The sequence below is a fragment of the Streptomyces sp. SID14478 genome, from assembly GCF_010548525.1.
Taxonomy (GTDB): Bacteria; Actinomycetota; Actinomycetes; order Streptomycetales; family Streptomycetaceae; genus Streptomyces.
This window is the reverse complement of record NZ_JAAGMG010000986.1, coordinates 23204-39930: the sequence shown is the minus strand read 5'-3', so window position 1 is coordinate 39930 and position 16727 is coordinate 23204. Positions and strand designations below refer to the sequence as shown.

At 67.4% G+C, this 16727-nt stretch carries 14 protein-coding genes; 8 read left to right on the top strand and 6 right to left on the bottom strand.

Annotated features, from left to right (window positions below; translation table 11 throughout):
- Positions 1-249 precede the first annotated feature (249 nt).
- From rsmG to rpmH, 6 genes are all read right to left on the bottom strand, one after another.
- Positions 250-966 (bottom strand): 16S rRNA (guanine(527)-N(7))-methyltransferase RsmG, encoded by a 717-nt coding sequence (gene rsmG, locus G3I40_RS31615; RefSeq protein WP_164306040.1) that lies wholly within the window; start codon positions 964-966, stop codon positions 250-252.
- Positions 967-1072: 106 nt separating this feature from the next.
- The gene (locus G3I40_RS31610) at positions 1073-1585 is read right to left on the bottom strand and encodes a R3H domain-containing nucleic acid-binding protein (protein ID WP_164306039.1); all 513 of its coding nucleotides are present in this window, start codon (positions 1583-1585) and stop codon (positions 1073-1075) included.
- A gap of 31 nt (positions 1586-1616) precedes the next feature.
- Complete coding sequence (yidC, locus tag G3I40_RS31605; RefSeq protein WP_164306038.1) at positions 1617-2921, bottom strand: membrane protein insertase YidC; 1305 nt, start codon at positions 2919-2921, stop codon at positions 1617-1619.
- Between the two features lie 8 nt (positions 2922-2929).
- Positions 2930-3280: a membrane protein insertion efficiency factor YidD gene (gene yidD / locus G3I40_RS31600; RefSeq protein WP_164306037.1), complete on the bottom strand. Its 351-nt coding sequence runs from the start codon at positions 3278-3280 to the stop codon at positions 2930-2932.
- Complete coding sequence (gene rnpA / locus G3I40_RS31595; protein ID WP_164306036.1) at positions 3277-3648, bottom strand: ribonuclease P protein component; 372 nt, start codon at positions 3646-3648, stop codon at positions 3277-3279. Before rnpA ends, yidD begins: the two co-directional genes overlap by 4 nt.
- A 20-nt stretch (positions 3649-3668) precedes the next feature.
- On the bottom strand, positions 3669-3806 hold the full coding sequence (gene rpmH, locus G3I40_RS31590) for a 50S ribosomal protein L34 (protein ID WP_006381191.1): 138 nt from the start codon (positions 3804-3806) through the stop codon (positions 3669-3671).
- 383 nt (positions 3807-4189) lie between these two features.
- Here rpmH and dnaA point away from each other — a divergent pair, with 383 nt between their 5' ends.
- From dnaA to G3I40_RS31550, 8 genes are all read left to right on the top strand, one after another.
- The gene (gene dnaA / locus G3I40_RS31585; RefSeq protein ID WP_164306035.1) at positions 4190-6220 is read left to right on the top strand and encodes a chromosomal replication initiator protein DnaA; all 2031 of its coding nucleotides are present in this window, start codon (positions 4190-4192) and stop codon (positions 6218-6220) included.
- Between the two features lie 903 nt (positions 6221-7123).
- Positions 7124-8254: a DNA polymerase III subunit beta gene (gene dnaN, locus G3I40_RS31580; RefSeq protein ID WP_164306034.1), complete on the top strand. Its 1131-nt coding sequence runs from the start codon at positions 7124-7126 to the stop codon at positions 8252-8254.
- A 153-nt stretch (positions 8255-8407) separates the two neighbouring features.
- Positions 8408-9283: a phosphogluconate dehydrogenase (NAD(+)-dependent, decarboxylating) gene (gnd, locus tag G3I40_RS31575; RefSeq protein WP_164306033.1), complete on the top strand. Its 876-nt coding sequence runs from the start codon at positions 8408-8410 to the stop codon at positions 9281-9283.
- 50 nt (positions 9284-9333) lie between these two features.
- On the top strand, positions 9334-10458 hold the full coding sequence (gene recF / locus G3I40_RS31570; protein WP_164306032.1) for a DNA replication/repair protein RecF: 1125 nt from the start codon (positions 9334-9336) through the stop codon (positions 10456-10458).
- Positions 10455-11033: a DUF721 domain-containing protein gene (locus G3I40_RS31565; protein ID WP_164306031.1), complete on the top strand. Its 579-nt coding sequence runs from the start codon at positions 10455-10457 to the stop codon at positions 11031-11033. The genes recF and G3I40_RS31565 overlap by 4 nt, the downstream gene beginning before the upstream one ends.
- A gap of 276 nt (positions 11034-11309) precedes the next feature.
- Positions 11310-13382 carry a DNA topoisomerase (ATP-hydrolyzing) subunit B gene (gene gyrB / locus G3I40_RS31560; RefSeq protein WP_164306030.1) on the top strand — a complete coding sequence of 691 codons (2073 nt, stop codon included), beginning with the start codon at positions 11310-11312 and terminating at the stop codon, positions 13380-13382.
- 42 nt (positions 13383-13424) lie between these two features.
- Entirely contained in the window at positions 13425-16037 is a 2613-nt protein-coding gene (gene gyrA, locus G3I40_RS31555; protein WP_164306029.1) for a DNA gyrase subunit A, read from the top strand.
- Positions 16038-16055: 18 nt separating this feature from the next.
- Entirely contained in the window at positions 16056-16727 is a 672-nt protein-coding gene (locus G3I40_RS31550; protein WP_164306028.1) for a DUF3566 domain-containing protein, read from the top strand.

The window sequence follows — 16727 nt, the reverse complement described above, 5'->3', positions numbered from 1 at the left end:
CAACTCCGTGCCCGAATCGAGGGATCCGAGGGGTCTACGGTCGCGGGGAGCGGCCGCAGCGCGGCCGCGACTGATGATTCCATGCAGCAGTGAGCGACGTTTCACGTGAAACACGATGCACCGCGGTGCGGTGCGCTTCCGTGCGACACCCCGAGATGCGTACGTTTGGCAGCTTGTGTGGAGTACCGCTGGTCGTCAGGGCGGATCAGCGGTAGTCATCACTACGTCCCGAACTGCGCTCCGCGCCGATCAACGCCTGCGGCGCGTACGCCCCGTGCGGGCGGCCTTGGCGCGCTTCGCAGCGAAGCGCACGCCGCCCGGGCTCTCGCCCACCTCCACGCGCACCACGGTGGACAGCGGGTCGACCACATCCTCGCCCACGTGGAGCACCGAGGTCGCCACCGCGCCGAGCTTGCTCAGCGCGGTGGCTGCGCTCTTGACCTCTTCCTCGGCGGTGTCGCCCTTGAGGGCGAGCATCTCCCCGTACGGCCGCAGCAGCGGAACGCCCCACGCGGCGAGCCGGTCCAGCGGAGCAACGGCGCGCGCCGTGACGACATGGACGGGAGGCAGCTTGCCGAGGACCTCCTCGGCGCGGCCCCGCACCACGGTCACGTGGTCCAGCCCGAGCAGCTCGACGACCTCGGTCAGGAACGTCGTACGGCGCAGCAGTGGCTCCAGCAGCGTGATCTTGAGGTCCGGACGGACCAGAGCCAGCGGGATACCGGGCAGCCCGGCACCCGACCCGACATCGCACACCGTGACGTTCTCCGGGACGACTTCGGAAAGCACGGCGCAATTGAGAATGTGCCGCTCCCACAGACGGGGCACCTCACGAGGCCCGATGAGGCCACGCTGCACTCCCGCATCGGCGAGAAGCTCCGCATACCGGACCGCGGCCTGGTACTGCTCGCCGAAAACCGTCCGGGCCTGCTCCGGAGCCGGGGGGAGTTCTGCTGCCTCCGTCACGGGGACCGTCCTTCCGTACCGCATTACCGCACTGGGTGGCTGACTTACAGGCTGACAAAGATCGGCCCCGCCTGCGAACAGACGGGGCCGGGAAGCGACGTGCCGCTCAGGCAGGAAGCACGACGACGAAGCGCTGCGGCTCCTCGCCCTCGGACTCGCTGCGCAGGCCGGCGGCCTTGACCGCGTCATGCACGACCTTGCGCTCGAAGGGCGTCATCGGGTCCATCTTGACCGGCGCACCCGTGCTCTTCACCTCGGCCGCGGCCTTGGCGCCCTGCTCGGTGAGCTCGGCGCGCTTCTTGGCGCGGTACCCGGCGATGTCCAGCATCAGACGACTGCGATCGCCCGTCTCCCGGTGCACGGCGAGCCGGGTCAGCTCCTGGAGGGCCTCGAGGACCTCTCCGTCGCGGCCGACCAGCTTCTGCAGATCGCGGCTGCTCGAGTCGCTGACGATGGACACGGCGGCGCGGTCGGCCTCGACGTCCATGTCGATGTCACCGTCGAGGTCGGCGATGTCCAGCAGCCCCTCGAGGTAGTCCGCAGCGATCTCACCCTCCTGCTCGAGGCGGGTCAGGGTGTCGCCACCTTCAGGAGCAGCGGAGGTGGTGCCTTCCGTCACGGGATGGACTCCTTCTTACGTCGAGAGGCTCTTACTTCTTGGACGAGGACTTGGAACGCTGCTGGCCCTTGCGCTGGCCGGACTTGGCCTTGCTCCGGCCGTTCGACCCGGGGGCGGGCTTGGATCCGGATCCGCTCTGCTTGGCCTGCGGATCGGCGTCCTCGGGCTCGGCCTTCTCCAGCGAGGTCTTCGCGGGAGCGGAGGGCTCGGCCTTGCCGCCCGGCACGGCGGTGGAGCCCGTCTGACGCTGCGACTTGGACTGGCGCTTGGGCTGCTGGCGCTTCGGCGTACCCGCGGGCGTGCCGTCCTCGTCCAGGACCTCCGTGGCAGCGGAACTCTTCACCACGGTGCCGTCGGCCTGCGCTGCGAGACCGGCCTTGCTCAGGCCGTTGATGAACTTGCGCTCGTGCTCGTTGCGGTCGCGGCCCTTGGCGACGATGGCCTTGACGATGTTGCGCTCGCGCTTGGTGCGGGTGGCGCTGTGGGTGATGACGTGCTTCGTCATGCCCTCGAGCATCTTGGCCTGGGCGGGGCTGCCCGGCGTGGGGTTCCTCGTGATCACCGTCATCTGCTGGCCCATGGTCCACACGTTGGTGGTCAGCCAGTAGACGAGGACACCGACGGGGAAGTTGATGCCCATGAAGAGGAAGATCAGGGGGAAGACGTACATCAGCATCTTCTGCTGCTGCATGAACGGCGTCTTCACCGTCAGGTCGACGTTCTTGGTCATCAGCTGGCGCTGCGTGTAGAACTGCGACGCCGACATCAGGATGATCATGATCGCGGTGACCACACGGACGTCGGTCAGCGAGGCGCCCATCTTGGCGATCTCGGAGGCACTGTCCGTGAACTTGGCAGCCAGCGGAGCGCCGAAGATGTGCGCCTTCTGGGCACTGTCCAGCAGCGACTGGTCGATGACGCCGATCTTCTTGTTGTCGGCGATGCCCGCGAGCGTGTGGTACAGCGCGAAGAAGAACGGCGACTGCACCAGGATGGGAAGGCACGAGGAGAGCGGGTTGGTACCCGTCTCCTTGTACAGCTTCATCATCTCTTCGGACTGGCGCTGCTTGTCGTTCTTGTAGCGCTCCTGGATCGCCTTCATCTGAGGCTGGAGCAGCTGCATGTTCCGGGTCGCCTTGATCTGCTTCACGAAGAGCGGGATCAGGCAGATGCGGATCAGCACCACCAGGGACACGATCGACAGACCCCAGGCCCACCCGGTGTCAGGGCCGAAGACGGCCCCGAAGACCTTGTGGAACTGGACGATGACCCAGGACACCGGGGTCGTGAGAAACGCGAAGACGCCAGAAATCGCGTTGACGATATCGGAAATCATGTCCCTGATCAGGCTCCTTGGGCATTGGGCGAAGTCGCTGCGGACGGGCTGTCCTGGGCAGAGGGGCTGTCGCCCGAGGCGACGGGGGCCGCTTTCTTGTCCCCGCGCAAGGTGTCACGGAGCATCTCGTGCCAACGTGGACGCTTGCGTGGTGGAACGTGGTCGACACCGCCGGGCGACCAGGGGTTGCACCGGAGGATGCGCCAGGCGGTGAGGGCTGTTCCCTTGATCGCACCGTGCCGGTCGATGGCCGTGAAGCCGTAGTGGGAGCACGACGGGTAGTACTTGCACACCGGACCGAGCAATGGACTGATGGTCCACTGATAGATCTTGATCAAAGCGAGCAGTGGGTACTTCATCGCGCGCCCCCTCCCAGCAGCCGCTCCAGGGCGGCATCCAGGTCTCGGGCCAGCTGTGCGTGGGTGGCGTCACCCGCTCCGGGCAACGCGCGTACGACTACCAGGCTACCTGGGGGCAACAAGGCCACTCGGTCGCGCATGAGGTGTCGAAGTCTGCGCTTCACCGCGTTACGTACGACGGCTCCACCCACGGCCTTGCTCACGACGAAACCCGCACGCGATGGGGAAACGCTCTCCCCAAGCGCGTGCGGGTCCGTTGAACCGCTGCGTAGATGGACGACGAGGAGCGGGCGTCCAGCCCGGCGTCCTCGACGTACCGCGGTCGCGAAGTCTTCGCGCCGCCTCAGCCGATGCTCGGTAGGCAGCACGTCATGACCTGATTACGAGATCAGGCGGACAGGCTGGCGCGACCCTTGCCACGACGGTTGGCGAGAATCGCACGACCGGCGCGGGTCCGCATGCGAAGGCGGAAACCGTGGGTCTTGGCGCGACGACGGTTGTTCGGCTGGAAGGTGCGCTTGCTCACTCGGGGGCTCCAGAAGAAATCGGGTAGTGGCGGGACATCGCCTGGCTGTCACCGTGCGCCCACGAGTAGCTCGCAATACGCCCGAGTGCACCGCTACACGACCCTCACAAACCGGGGGATCGTGACCTTGCCCATCGGAGGCAGGCGGCAGCAGCCATCGACAACTCGACCTGGTTACGGTACGCGCGGCTACGCCATCCGGTCAAACCAGCGTCACGCGGGAGACACTGTCCACAGGCTGGGGACAACAACTTGAACCGCAGCGGTCGCGCTGACTACCGTGGCTGAACTCCGATTCGTTCCCTTCCCACCGCCCCACCCGATTTTCTTCCCGACACGTCCCAGAACCACACGTTCGTGGGACCAGCGAGAGAGCGTGCCCTGTGGCTGACGTACCTGCCGATCTTGCCGCAGTGTGGCCACGAGTACTGGAGAAACTCCTCGGGGAAGGCCGCGGGCAGGGCGTCGAGACGAAGGACGAACACTGGATCCGGCGCTGCCAGCCACTGGCTCTCGTCGCCGACACGGCATTGCTCGCGGTGCCCAACGAATTCGCGAAGGGCGTACTCGAAGGCCGGCTCGCCCCTGTCGTCAGCGACACGCTCAGCCGCGAGTGGGGCCGCCCCATCCGGATCGCGATCACGGTCGACGACACCGTCGGCGAGGCCCCCATGCCTCCCGCGCCGCCGGCCCCACAGCATCGCTACGAGGACAACCAGACCTCGGCCCCCGGCCCGTCCGCCGACACGTACGAGAACCGCGACACACGTGAGCCACGCGACACTCGCGACACGTACGACGGCTACGACAGCTATGAGCGTCGCGGGCCGGACGAACACGGACAGGGTCCGCGCGGCGACAAACCGCAGGGGCCCCGCGGCGACCAGCTCCCGACGGCCCGCCCCGCCTACCCCGACTACCAGCGCCCCGAGCCGGGTGCCTGGCCGCGGCCGCACCAGGACGAGTACAGCTGGCAGCAGCCCCGGCTCGGCTTCCCGGAGCGCGACCCGTACGCGACACCCCCGCAGCACGACTACCGGCAGCAGGAGCGGCCGTCCTACGAGCAGCAGGGGTACGAGCCCGAGCGCGGCCGCTACGACCAGCAGCCGCAGGAGCGCCCCTCTTACGAGCAGAAGTCGGGGGAGCGCCCTTCTTATGAAGAGCGATCTCCTTATGACAAGCGGCCTTCTTACGAAGAGCGCGGTGCATACGACTCGTCGCACGACCGTCAGCAGCGGCGTGACCCGGGCGAGCAGAGAGGCGGCCGGCACAGTCAGGACGGTGGTCCCACAGGGCCCGGTCCCGGCGGCCGCGGTGTGCCCAGTGGCGCTCCCGGTCCGCTGGCCGCGCAGCCCGCACCGGCGACGGGCCCTGGTGAGCCCACCGCCCGACTGAATCCCAAGTACCTCTTCGACACGTTCGTCATCGGTGCGTCGAACCGTTTCGCGCACGCGGCCGCGGTCGCCGTCGCCGAAGCGCCGGCCAAGGCCTACAACCCCCTCTTCATCTATGGGGAGTCGGGTCTCGGCAAGACCCATCTATTGCACGCCATCGGGCACTACGCCCGTAGTCTCTATCCGGGTACGCGCGTGCGGTACGTGAGCTCCGAGGAGTTCACCAACGAGTTCATCAACTCGATCCGCGACGGCAAGGGCGACAGCTTCCGCAAGCGGTACCGCGAGATGGACATCCTTCTTGTCGACGACATCCAGTTCCTCGCGGACAAGGAGTCGACGCAGGAGGAGTTCTTCCACACCTTCAACACGCTCCACAACGCGAACAAGCAGATCGTGCTGTCCAGCGACCGGCCGCCCAAGCAGCTGGTGACCCTGGAGGACCGGCTGCGCAACAGGTTCGAGTGGGGCCTGATCACGGACGTCCAGCCACCCGAGCTGGAGACACGCATCGCGATCCTTCGTAAGAAGGCGGTCCAGGAGCAGCTCAACGCACCGCCGGAGGTGCTCGAGTTCATCGCGTCCCGCATCTCACGCAACATCCGTGAGTTGGAAGGGGCGTTGATCCGGGTCACGGCGTTCGCGTCGCTCAATCGCCAGCCCGTGGACCTGGGACTCACCGAGATCGTCCTCAAGGATCTGATCCCCGGCGGTGAGGACGCCGCGCCCGAGATCACCGCGACGGCCATCATGGCGGCGACCGCGGACTACTTCGGCCTGACGGTGGAAGACCTCTGCGGATCCTCGCGCAGCCGCGTCCTGGTGACGGCCCGCCAGATCGCGATGTACCTCTGCCGTGAGCTGACCGACCTCTCCCTGCCCAAGATCGGCGCCCAGTTCGGCGGCCGCGACCACACGACCGTGATGCACGCGGACCGCAAGATCCGCGCCCTGATGGCCGAGCGACGCTCGATCTACAACCAGGTCACCGAGCTCACCAACCGCATCAAGAACGGCTGACAGCGGCCCCGTTACGCACCTGTAGGGCGCTCCGGAATCGACTCCCGGGGCGCCCTTCTTCGTGTCCGAGCGCGCTCCCGCCTGCCGGTGCGGACGCCCTCGCGCTGAGCCGGTGTTCGATTTCCGCGCGCGTTACGGGTGTTCTCCACAGATGTGCCGGGTTTCTGCGGTCCACACCCTGGGGACCGGAAAGTTGTCCAGACTGCGTCCACAGCCAGGGCAGGTGACATGGCATCAGGCCAGGTCAGAGGGCTGTGGATTGGTGGACAGAAGATCTCCACACCCTGTGGACAGATTTTTCGTCCACAGGGTGTGCATTTCGTTGTCCACCGTCGACCCACAGGATGACAGCTGTTGTGCACAGCGATTCGGAGCTTCTCCACACGGCTGTCCACTGTTCGGCAACGCGACGCGCCTCGTCACCGTGACGAGTGAAAGGCGTCACACCAAGGGGGTCGGTTGGGCTGTGGGGAACGCGGGTAAAGCTGGGGACGACGCTGGGGAGAAGTGGCCCGAGCCTGTGCATCGAATGTGCAGAACTTTTCGCCGTCCACAGAATGTGCCGGTTGTCCACCGTCTCGGCCCACAGGCCCGGTGGACAAAAAACCGCCTGTGACCTGCGAACTAACGGTTATCCACGGTTTCCACAGCCCCTACTACTACTCCCAACTAGAGAGAGCTGGGAATCCGTTTCGAAGTGGGGGCTGTGCACAACTTGCTCTCGGCGGCTCGGCTGCCGCTCTGCACGACTTGACCCCGACAGGCACCGACTGTCAGTGCGGTGCGTCAGACTGGTCCCCGGTGTTCTCCCCATCGGTGGGCTGAGCGACACCACGTCTGACGACGAGACCGATGACCAACGCAGGGCGAGAGCAGCCAGCAACACGCAGGAGGCGGCTTACGGTGAAGATCCGGGTGGAACGCGACGTACTCGCGGAGGCGGTGGCCTGGGCGGCACGCAGCCTCCCGGCACGACCGCCTGCGCCCGTCCTCGCGGGCCTTTTGCTGAAGGCCGAGGAGGGCGCACTCAGCCTGTCGAGCTTCGACTACGAGGTCTCGGCACGCGTCTCTGTGGACGCGGAGATCGACGAAGAGGGCACGGTGCTCGTCTCGGGCCGCCTTCTTGCGGACATCTGCCGCGCCCTGCCCAACCGTCCGGTGGAGATCTCCACAGACGGTGTACGAGCGACCGTGGTCTGTGGCTCCTCGCGATTCACACTCCACACCCTCCCTGTGGAGGAGTACCCGGCGCTGCCGCAGATGCCGACCGCCACGGGCACCGTCCCCGGTGAGGTCTTCGCCTCTGCCGCGCAGCAGGTGGCCATCGCCGCCGGCCGTGACGACACGCTGCCCGTGCTCACGGGTGTGCGTATCGAGATCGAGGGCGACACGGTGACCCTGGCGTCCACCGACCGCTACCGGTTCGCCGTGCGCGAGTTCCTGTGGAAGCCGGAGGACCCCGAGGCGTCCGCGGTCGCCCTGGTGCCCGCCAAGACGCTCCTGGACACCGCCAAGGCGCTCACGAGCGGCGACACGGTCACGCTGGCCCTCTCCAGCTCGGGTGCGGGCGAGGGACTCATCGGTTTCGAGGGCGCGGGCCGCCGCACCACGACCCGCCTTCTCGAGGGCGACCTGCCGAAGTACCGCACGCTGTTCCCGACGGAGTTCAACTCCGTGGCCGTCATCGAGACCGCCCCCTTCGTGGAGGCCGTCAAGCGCGTGGCCCTCGTGGCCGAGCGCAACACTCCTGTGCGGCTCAGCTTCGAGCAGGGCGTGCTCATCCTGGAGGCCGGCTCCAGCGACGACGCACAGGCTGTGGAAAGGGTCGACGCCCAGCTGGAGGGCGACGACATCTCGATCGCCTTCAACCCGACGTTCCTGCTGGACGGCCTGAGCGCGATCGACTCCCCGGTCGCCCAGCTGTCGTTCACGACGTCCACCAAGCCTGCGCTGCTCAGCGGCAAGCCGGCTGTGGATGCCGAGGCGGACGACGCGTACAAGTACCTGATCATGCCGGTGCGTCTTTCGGGCTGAGGCAGCTGAGGGCAGGCCGCTCGGGTGTGCTTGAGCGGCTATGTCCACAGGTGTGCGGGACCGTCCGGGTTTAGGCTCGGACACGGGTATGGACGTGTTCGTACGTGCCGTCACGCACCCCCTCACGCCCCGTCGCAACGTAAGGAACCACTGATGGAGCTCGGTCTCGTCGGCCTCGGCAAGATGGGCGGCAACATGCGCGAGCGCATCCGCCGCGCAGGCCACACCGTCATCGGCTACGACCGCAATCCGGACCTCGCGGATGTCCACAGCCTGGAAGAGCTCGTGGGCAGGCTCAAGGGTCCGCGCGTGGTGTGGGTGATGGTGCCCGCCGGTGCCGCGACCCAGTCCACGGTCGACGAGCTGGGCGCACTGCTGCAGCCCGGCGACGTCGTCGTCGACGGTGGCAATTCGCGCTGGACGGACGACGAGAAGCACGCCGAGGAGCTGGCGGCCAAGGGCATCGGCTTCGTCGACTGCGGCGTCTCCGGCGGCGTCTGGGGCCTGGAGAACGGCTACGCGCTCATGTACGGCGGCTCCGCCGAGGACGTGGCGAAGGTCCAGCCGGTCTTCGACGCCTTGAAGCCGGAGGGCGACTTCGGCTCCGTGCACGCGGGCAAGGTCGGCGCCGGCCACTTCGCGAAGATGGTCCACAACGGCATCGAGTACGCCATGATGCAGGCCTACGCCGAGGGCTGGGAGCTCCTGGAGGCCGTGGACTCGGTGACCGACGTCCGTGAGGTCTTCCGCTCCTGGCAGGAGGGCACGGTCATCCGTTCCTGGCTGCTCGACCTCGCGGTCAACGCCCTCGACGAGGACGAGCACCTGGACAAGCTGCGCGGTTTCGCCCAGGACTCCGGTGAAGGCCGCTGGACCGTGGAAGCCGCCATCGACAACGCCGTCCCGCTGCCGGCGATCACCGCGTCGCTCTTCGCGCGCTTCGCCTCGCGGCAGGACGACTCGCCGCAGATGAAGATGATCGCGGCGCTGCGCAACCAGTTCGGCGGCCACGCCGTAGAGAAGAAGTAATCCACAGCAGTCCACAGACTGCGAGAACTCTGGGGGGTCGGCCCACGACCATGCACGTCACGCATCTGTCGCTGGCCGACTTCCGCTCGTACGCCCGGGCCGAGGTCCCTCTCGATCCGGGCGTCACCGCGTTCGTGGGCCCGAACGGGCAGGGCAAGACGAACCTCGTCGAGGCCGTCGGCTATCTCGCCTCGCTGGGCAGTCACCGGGTCTCCTCGGACGCGCCCTTGGTGCGCATGGGCGCCGAGCGCGCCGTCATCCGGGCCCAGGTGCGCCAGGGCGACCGCCAGCAGCTCATCGAGCTCGAATTGAACCCCGGCAAGGCCAACCGGGCCCGGATCAACAGGTCTTCGCAGGTCAGGCCGCGGGACGTGCTGGGCATCGTCCGGACCGTGCTGTTCGCCCCCGAGGACCTCGCACTCGTCAAGGGCGATCCCGGCGAGCGCCGGCGCTTCCTGGACGAGCTGATCACCGCCCGCTCCCCGCGGATGGCCGGCGTGCGGTCCGACTACGACCGTGTTCTGCGGCAGCGCAATACGCTCCTGAAGTCGGCGGCCCTGGCCCGGCGCCACGGCGGCCGTTCCATGGACCTGTCCACACTCGATGTGTGGGACCAGCACCTGGCGCGCGTGGGCGCGGAGCTGCTCGCCCAGCGGCTCGACCTGATCGCGGCGCTGCAGCCGCTGGCCGACAAGGCGTACGAGCAACTGGCGCCCGGCGGCGGGCCGGTGGCACTGGAGTACAAGCCGTCCTCGCCGGAAATCGTCGGGCACGCGCGCGAGGAGCTCTACGAGCAGCTTCTTGCCGCTCTGGAGAGCGCGCGGAAGCAGGAGATCGAGCGGGGAGTCACGCTCGTGGGGCCGCACCGCGACGAGCTGCTCCTCAAGCTGGGTCAGCTGCCTGCCAAGGGCTATGCGAGCCACGGCGAGTCCTGGTCGTACGCGCTGGCGCTGCGGCTGGCTTCGTACGACCTGCTGAGGGCCGAGGGGAACGAGCCGGTGCTCGTCCTCGACGATGTCTTCGCCGAGCTGGACGCGCGCCGCAGGGAGCGTCTGGCGGAGCTTGTCGCGCCGGGCGAGCAGGTCCTGGTGACCGCCGCGGTCGACGACGACGTACCGGGCGTGCTCGCCGGTACACGCTATGCGGTCTCCGAGGGGGAGGTGGAGCGGCTGTGAGCGGCGGCCCCTCCGCGGGAGGGAACGGCGAGCCCGCAGAAACCGGCGGCCCGCGGGAACCAAAAGCCGATCCCGAGCCTTCTGGTGTCGACCTCGCCCGTGTCGCCCTCCGGGCGGCGAAAGAAGCCGCACGCGCGCGTGGTGCCGCGGCGCAGCAGAAGAAGCAGGTGCGGCGCGGTGGTGGGCTGCGATCGGGAGCGCGGGCCGACGGGCGGGACCCGATGGGACTCGGCTCCGCCATCAACCGGCTGATCACCGAGCGCGGCTGGGAGACGCCGGCCGCCGTCGGCGGCGTCATGGGGCGCTGGCCGCAGATCGTCGGCGAGGACCTCGCCAAGCACTGCGTGCCGCAGAAGTACGACGAGGACGAGCGCGTGCTCGTGGTGCAGTGCGATTCCACGGCCTGGGCGACCCAGGTGCGCATGCTGGCCCCGCAGCTGGTCAGGCGCCTCAACGAGGACCTCGGGCACGGCACGGTGCGGCGTATCGACATCAAGAATCCCGGTGGTGGCCCCCGTCGCTACGGCCCCTTGCGCGCCCCCGGAAGCACTGGTCACAACGACACGTACGGGTGAGTCCGGGCCCTCTGTAGCTGGGGGTTGACACCTCGAAGCGCTGAGTGCCGCTGTGAGCCTCTTGGAGCCCCGCTCCGAATAGGGGGAGTCGGCCGAGACCGGTTCAGGGCGGCACGTGAGGACTCAGGTACCGGCAAACCCCCATCACTGTCAGCGCTACCGGTACACTGGAAGCTAATCCCGCCCCACTTGTGGGACGCACTGAGCAACGCTGACTAGGGCTTACCGAACCAACACGCCGCAGCCGCTCCGGTACACCAACCGGGAGCTTGGCTTGTGCTGTGCCAGAAAGGGCGCTTCGTGGCCGATTCCGGCAACCCCAACGAGAACATTCCGTCCACCGACGCAGACGCGCGCGCACACGTAGGGGCGACAGAAGCTTCCTACGACGCGAGCGCGATCACCGTCCTCGAAGGGCTGGACGCGGTCCGCAAGCGACCTGGCATGTACATCGGCTCGACCGGTGAGCGTGGCCTGCACCACATGGTGCAGGAGGTCGTGGACAACTCCGTCGACGAGGCGCTGGCCGGCCACGCGGACACGATCGACGTCACGATCCTGCCCGACGGCGGCGTGCGCGTCATCGACAACGGCCGAGGCATCCCGGTCGGCATCATCCCGTCCGAAGGCAAGCCGGCCGTCGAGGTCGTACTGACCGTGCTGCACGCGGGCGGCAAGTTCGGCGGCGGCGGCTACGCCGTCTCCGGTGGTCTGCACGGCGTGGGCGTCTCTGTGGTGAACGCGCTGTCCACGAAGGTCTCCGTCGAGATCAGGACCGAGGGCCACCGCTGGACGCAGGACTACAAGGCGGGCGTTCCCACGGCGCCGCTCGCCCAGCACGAAGCCACCGAGGAGACCGGCACCTCGGTCACCTTCTGGGCCGACGGCGACATCTTCGAGACCACCGAGTACTCCTTCGAGACGCTGTCGCGGCGCTTCCAGGAGATGGCCTTCCTCAACAAGGGCCTGACGATCAAGCTCACCGACGAGCGCGAGTCGGCGAAGGCCGTCGTCGGTGCGGACACCGCCGACAGCGCGGACGACAACGAGCCGCGCACGGTGACGTACCACTACGAAGGCGGCATCGTCGACTTCGTGAAGTACCTCAACTCCCGTAAGGGCGAGGTCGTCCACCCCACCGTGATCGACATCGAGGCCGAGGACAAGGAGAGGCTCCTGTCCATCGAGGTCGCGATGCAGTGGAACACCAGTTACAGCGAGGGGGTCTACTCCTTCGCCAACACCATCCACACGCACGAGGGCGGCACCCACGAGGAGGGCTTCCGCGCCGCGATGACCGGTCTCATCAACCGGTACGCGCGCGACAAGAAGCTGCTGCGGGAGAAGGACGACAACCTCACGGGTGACGACATCCGCGAGGGTCTGACCGCGATCATCTCGGTGAAGCTGGGCGAGCCGCAGTTCGAGGGCCAGACCAAGACCAAGCTGGGCAACACGGAGGCGAAGACCTTCGTCCAGAAGGTCGTGTACGAGCACCTCAACGACTGGCTCGACCGGAACCCGAACGAGGCCACGGACATCATCCGCAAGGCCATCCAGGCGGCCACCGCGCGCGTGGCGGCCCGCAAGGCGCGCGACCTGACGCGTCGCAAGGGCCTGCTGGAGTCCGCGTCCCTGCCGGGCAAGCTCTCCGACTGCCAGTCGAACGACCCCACCAAGTGCGAGATCTTCATCGTCGAGGGTGACTCCGCCGGCGGTTCGGCCAAGTCCGGCCGGAACCCGCAGTACCAGGCGATCCTCCCGATCCGAGGCAAGATCCTCAACGTCGAGAAGGCGCGGATCGACAAGATCCTGCAGAACCAGGAGATCCAGGCACTGATCTCCGCCTTCGGTACCGGAGTCCACGAGGACTTCGACATCGAGAAGCTCCGCTACCACAAGATCATCTTGATGGCGGACGCCGACGTCGACGGTCAGCACATCAACACCCTGCTGCTGACCTTCCTGTTCCGCTTCATGCGGCCGCTGGTCGAGGCCGGACACGTGTTCCTGTCGCGCCCGCCGCTCTACAAGATCAAGTGGGGTCGTGACGACTTCGAGTACGCGTACTCGGACCGCGAGCGCGACGCCCTGATCGAGCTCGGCCGCCAGAACGGCAAGCGCATCCGCGACGACTCGGTCCAGCGATTCAAGGGTCTCGGTGAGATGAACGCCGAGGAGCTGCGCATCACGACCATGGACCAGGAGCACCGCGTGCTCGGCCAGGTCACCCTCGACGACGCGGCCCAGGCCGACGACCTGTTCTCGGTGCTCATGGGTGAGGACGTCGAGGCACGCCGCTCGTTCATCCAGCGCAACGCCAAGGACGTCCGCTTCCTCGACATCTGAGTCGGTCTCAGCTGACCGCCACAGAAAGGATCTTCACCAGCAATGGCCGACGAGAACATCCCGAGCACCCCTGAAGAGGGCACCGACATCGCGATGCGGATCGAGCCCGTCGGGCTCGAGACGGAGATGCAGCGCTCGTACCTCGACTACGCGATGTCCGTCATCGTGTCCCGCGCGCTGCCCGACGTACGTGACGGACTCAAGCCCGTGCACCGCCGCGTCCTGTACGCCATGTACGACGGCGGCTACCGGCCCGAGAAGGGCTTCTACAAGTGCGCCCGCGTCGTCGGCGACGTCATGGGCAACTACCACCCGCACGGCGACTCCTCGATCTACGACGCCCTGGTCCGCCTGGCCCAGCCGTGGTCGATGCGCATGCCGCTCGTGGACTCCAACGGAAACTTCGGCTCCCCGGGCAACGACCCCGCGGCCGCCATGCGCTACACCGAGTGCAAGATGGCGCCGCTGTCCATGGAGATGGTCCGTGACATCGACGAGGAGACCGTCGACTTCACGGACAACTACGACGGCCGCTCCCAGGAGCCGACCGTCCTGCCGGCCCGCTTCCCGAACCTGCTGATCAACGGCTCCGCCGGCATCGCGGTCGGCATGGCCACGAACATCCCGCCGCACAACCTGCGCGAGGTCGCGGCCGGTGCCCAGTGGGCCCTGGAGAACCCCGAGGCCTCGCACGAGGAACTCCTCGACGCGCTCATCGAGCGCATCAAGGGCCCCGACTTCCCGACCGGCGCCCTCGTAGTGGGCCGTAAGGGCATCGAGGAGGCGTACCGCACGGGCCGTGGCTCCATCACGATGCGCGCGGTCGTCGAGGTCGAGGAGATCCAGAACCGCCAGTGCCTGGTGGTCACCGAGCTCCCGTACCAGGTCAACCCGGACAACCTCGCCCAGAAGATCGCCGACCTCGTCAAGGACGGCAAGGTAGGCGGCATCGCGGACGTCCGCGACGAGACGTCCTCCCGTACGGGCCAGCGTCTGGTCATCGTCCTGAAGCGCGACGCGGTCGCCAAGGTCGTCCTGAACAACCTGTACAAGCACACCGACCTGCAGACGAACTTCGGCGCCAACATGCTGGCGCTCGTCGACGGCGTGCCGCGCACCCTCTCCCTGGACGCGTTCATCCGCCACTGGGTGGCCCACCAGGTCGAGGTCATCGTCCGCCGCACCAAGTTCCGGCTGCGCAAGGCCGAGGAGCGCGCACACATCCTGCGCGGCCTCCTGAAGGCCCTGGACGCCATCGACGAGGTCATCGCCCTCATTCGGCGCAGTCAGACCGTGGAGATCGCGCGGGAGGGCCTCATGGGCCTCCTCGAGATCGACGAGATCCAGGCCAACGCCATCCTCGAGATGCAGCTGCGCCGGCTCGCCGCCCTGGAACGCCAGAAGATCGTCGCCGAGCACGACGAACTCCAGCAGAAGATCAACGAGTACAACGCGATCCTGGCCTCGCCCGAGCGGCAGCGCCAGATCATCAGCGAGGAACTCGCCGCGATCGTCGACAAGTTCGGTGACGACCGCCGCTCCAAGCTGGTGCCCTTCGACGGTGACATGTCCATCGAGGACCTCATCGCCGAAGAAGACATCGTCGTCACCATCTCGCGTGGCGGCTACGTCAAGCGCACCAAGACGGTCGACTACCGCTCCCAGAAGCGCGGCGGCAAGGGCGTACGCGGCACGAAGCTCAAGGAAGACGACATCGTCGACCACTTCTTCGTCTCGACGACCCACCACTGGCTGCTCTTCTTCACCAACAAGGGACGCGTCTACCGCGCCAAGGCGTACGAGCTCCCGGACGCCGGCCGCGACGCACGCGGACAGCACGTGGCGAACCTGCTCGCCTTCCAGCCGGACGAGGCGATCGCCGAGATCCTCGCGATCCGCGACTACGACGCGGCGCCTTACCTGGTCCTCGCCACCAAGGCGGGCCTGGTGAAGAAGACGTCCCTGAAGGACTACGACTCCCCGCGTTCCGGCGGCGTCATCGCCATCAACCTTCGCGAAGCGGCGGACGGTTCGGACGACGAGCTGATCGGCGCCGAACTGGTCTCGGCCGACGACGATCTGCTGCTCATCAGCAAGAAGGCGCAATCGATCCGATTCACTGCGACGGACGATGCGCTGCGCCCGATGGGCCGCGCCACTTCGGGTGTCAAGGGCATGAGTTTCCGCGAAGGCGACGAGCTGCTCTCGATGAATGTCGTCCGGCCCGGTACGTTCGTGTTCACCGCCACCGACGGTGGGTACGCAAAGCGGACCAACGTCGACGAATACCGCGTCCAGGGTCGCGGTGGCCTCGGTATCAAGGCCGCCAAGATCGTGGAGGACCGTGGGTCGCTCGTCGGCGCTCTGGTGGTCGAGGAAACCGATGAAATCCTCGCCATCACGCTGTCCGGCGGTGTGATTCGCACGCGAGTCAACGAGGTCAGGGAGACAGGCCGTGACACCATGGGCGTCCAACTGATCAACCTGGGCAAGCGCGATGCCGTCGTGGGCATCGCTCGTAATGCCGAGGCCGGTCGCGAGGCCGAGGAAGTCGACGGAGTCGCCGCAGACGCGGACGGCACCGAGACCGACGAATCGGCCGAGAACGAGACGGCTGTCGGAACGGACGAGGGCGAGCAGTCCTCGGCCGAGTAGCGCGAGGAGTGAGTCATCGTGAGCGGAGCCACGGGCGCAGGCTCTACCGGGACATCTCCCGGTACGGAAACCGAGGGCGGCCGTGGCCCCGCTCATGACTCCACGGACTCGCACGAGTCTCATGGATCCCAGGGGGGAACTGTGACGGACACCCGAGGTCCGCAGACCCAGCAGTACGCGGCCGGCGGCGGCGGTGCCCTGCCCGGGGAGAGGCAGCAGCCGCAGCAAGCGGCCCAGCCGTATCACCCGCCGCAGGCCTACCAGAACGCGTCGACCGGAGCGGTCCGCAGGCCGCGCACCGGAGCGCGCACCACCCCGCGCACCCGCAAGGCGCGCCTGCGCGTGGCCAAGGCGGACCCGTGGTCGGTGATGAAGGTCAGCTTCCTGCTGTCCATCGCACTGGGCATCTGCACGATCATCGCGGCCGCCGTGCTGTGGATGGTCATGGACGCCATGGGCGTCTTCTCCACGGTCGGCGGCACGATCTCCGAGGCCACGGGCTCGAACGAGTCCAACGGCTTCGATCTCCAGTCCTTCCTGTCGCTGCCGCGCGTCCTGATGTTCACGACGGTCATCGCGGTCATCGACGTCGTCCTGGCGACGGCCCTCGCGACGCTCGGCGCGTTCATCTACAACCTCTCCGCGGGCTTCGTCGGCGGCATCGAGCTCACGCTCGCCGAGGACGAGTAA

Excerpts from the sequence above, each read along its gene's own strand:
- recF (WP_164306032.1), top strand. The coding sequence starts at position 9,334 with ATGCACGTCACGCATCTGTCGCTGGCCGACTTCCGCTCGTACGCCCGG.
- yidD (WP_164306037.1), bottom strand. The coding sequence starts at position 3,280 with ATGAAGTACCCACTGCTCGCTTTGATCAAGATCTATCAGTGGACCATC.
- gnd (WP_164306033.1), top strand. The coding sequence starts at position 8,408 with ATGGAGCTCGGTCTCGTCGGCCTCGGCAAGATGGGCGGCAACATGCGC.
- yidC (WP_164306038.1), bottom strand. The coding sequence starts at position 2,921 with ATGATTTCCGATATCGTCAACGCGATTTCTGGCGTCTTCGCGTTTCTC.
- gyrA (WP_164306029.1), top strand. The coding sequence starts at position 13,425 with ATGGCCGACGAGAACATCCCGAGCACCCCTGAAGAGGGCACCGACATC.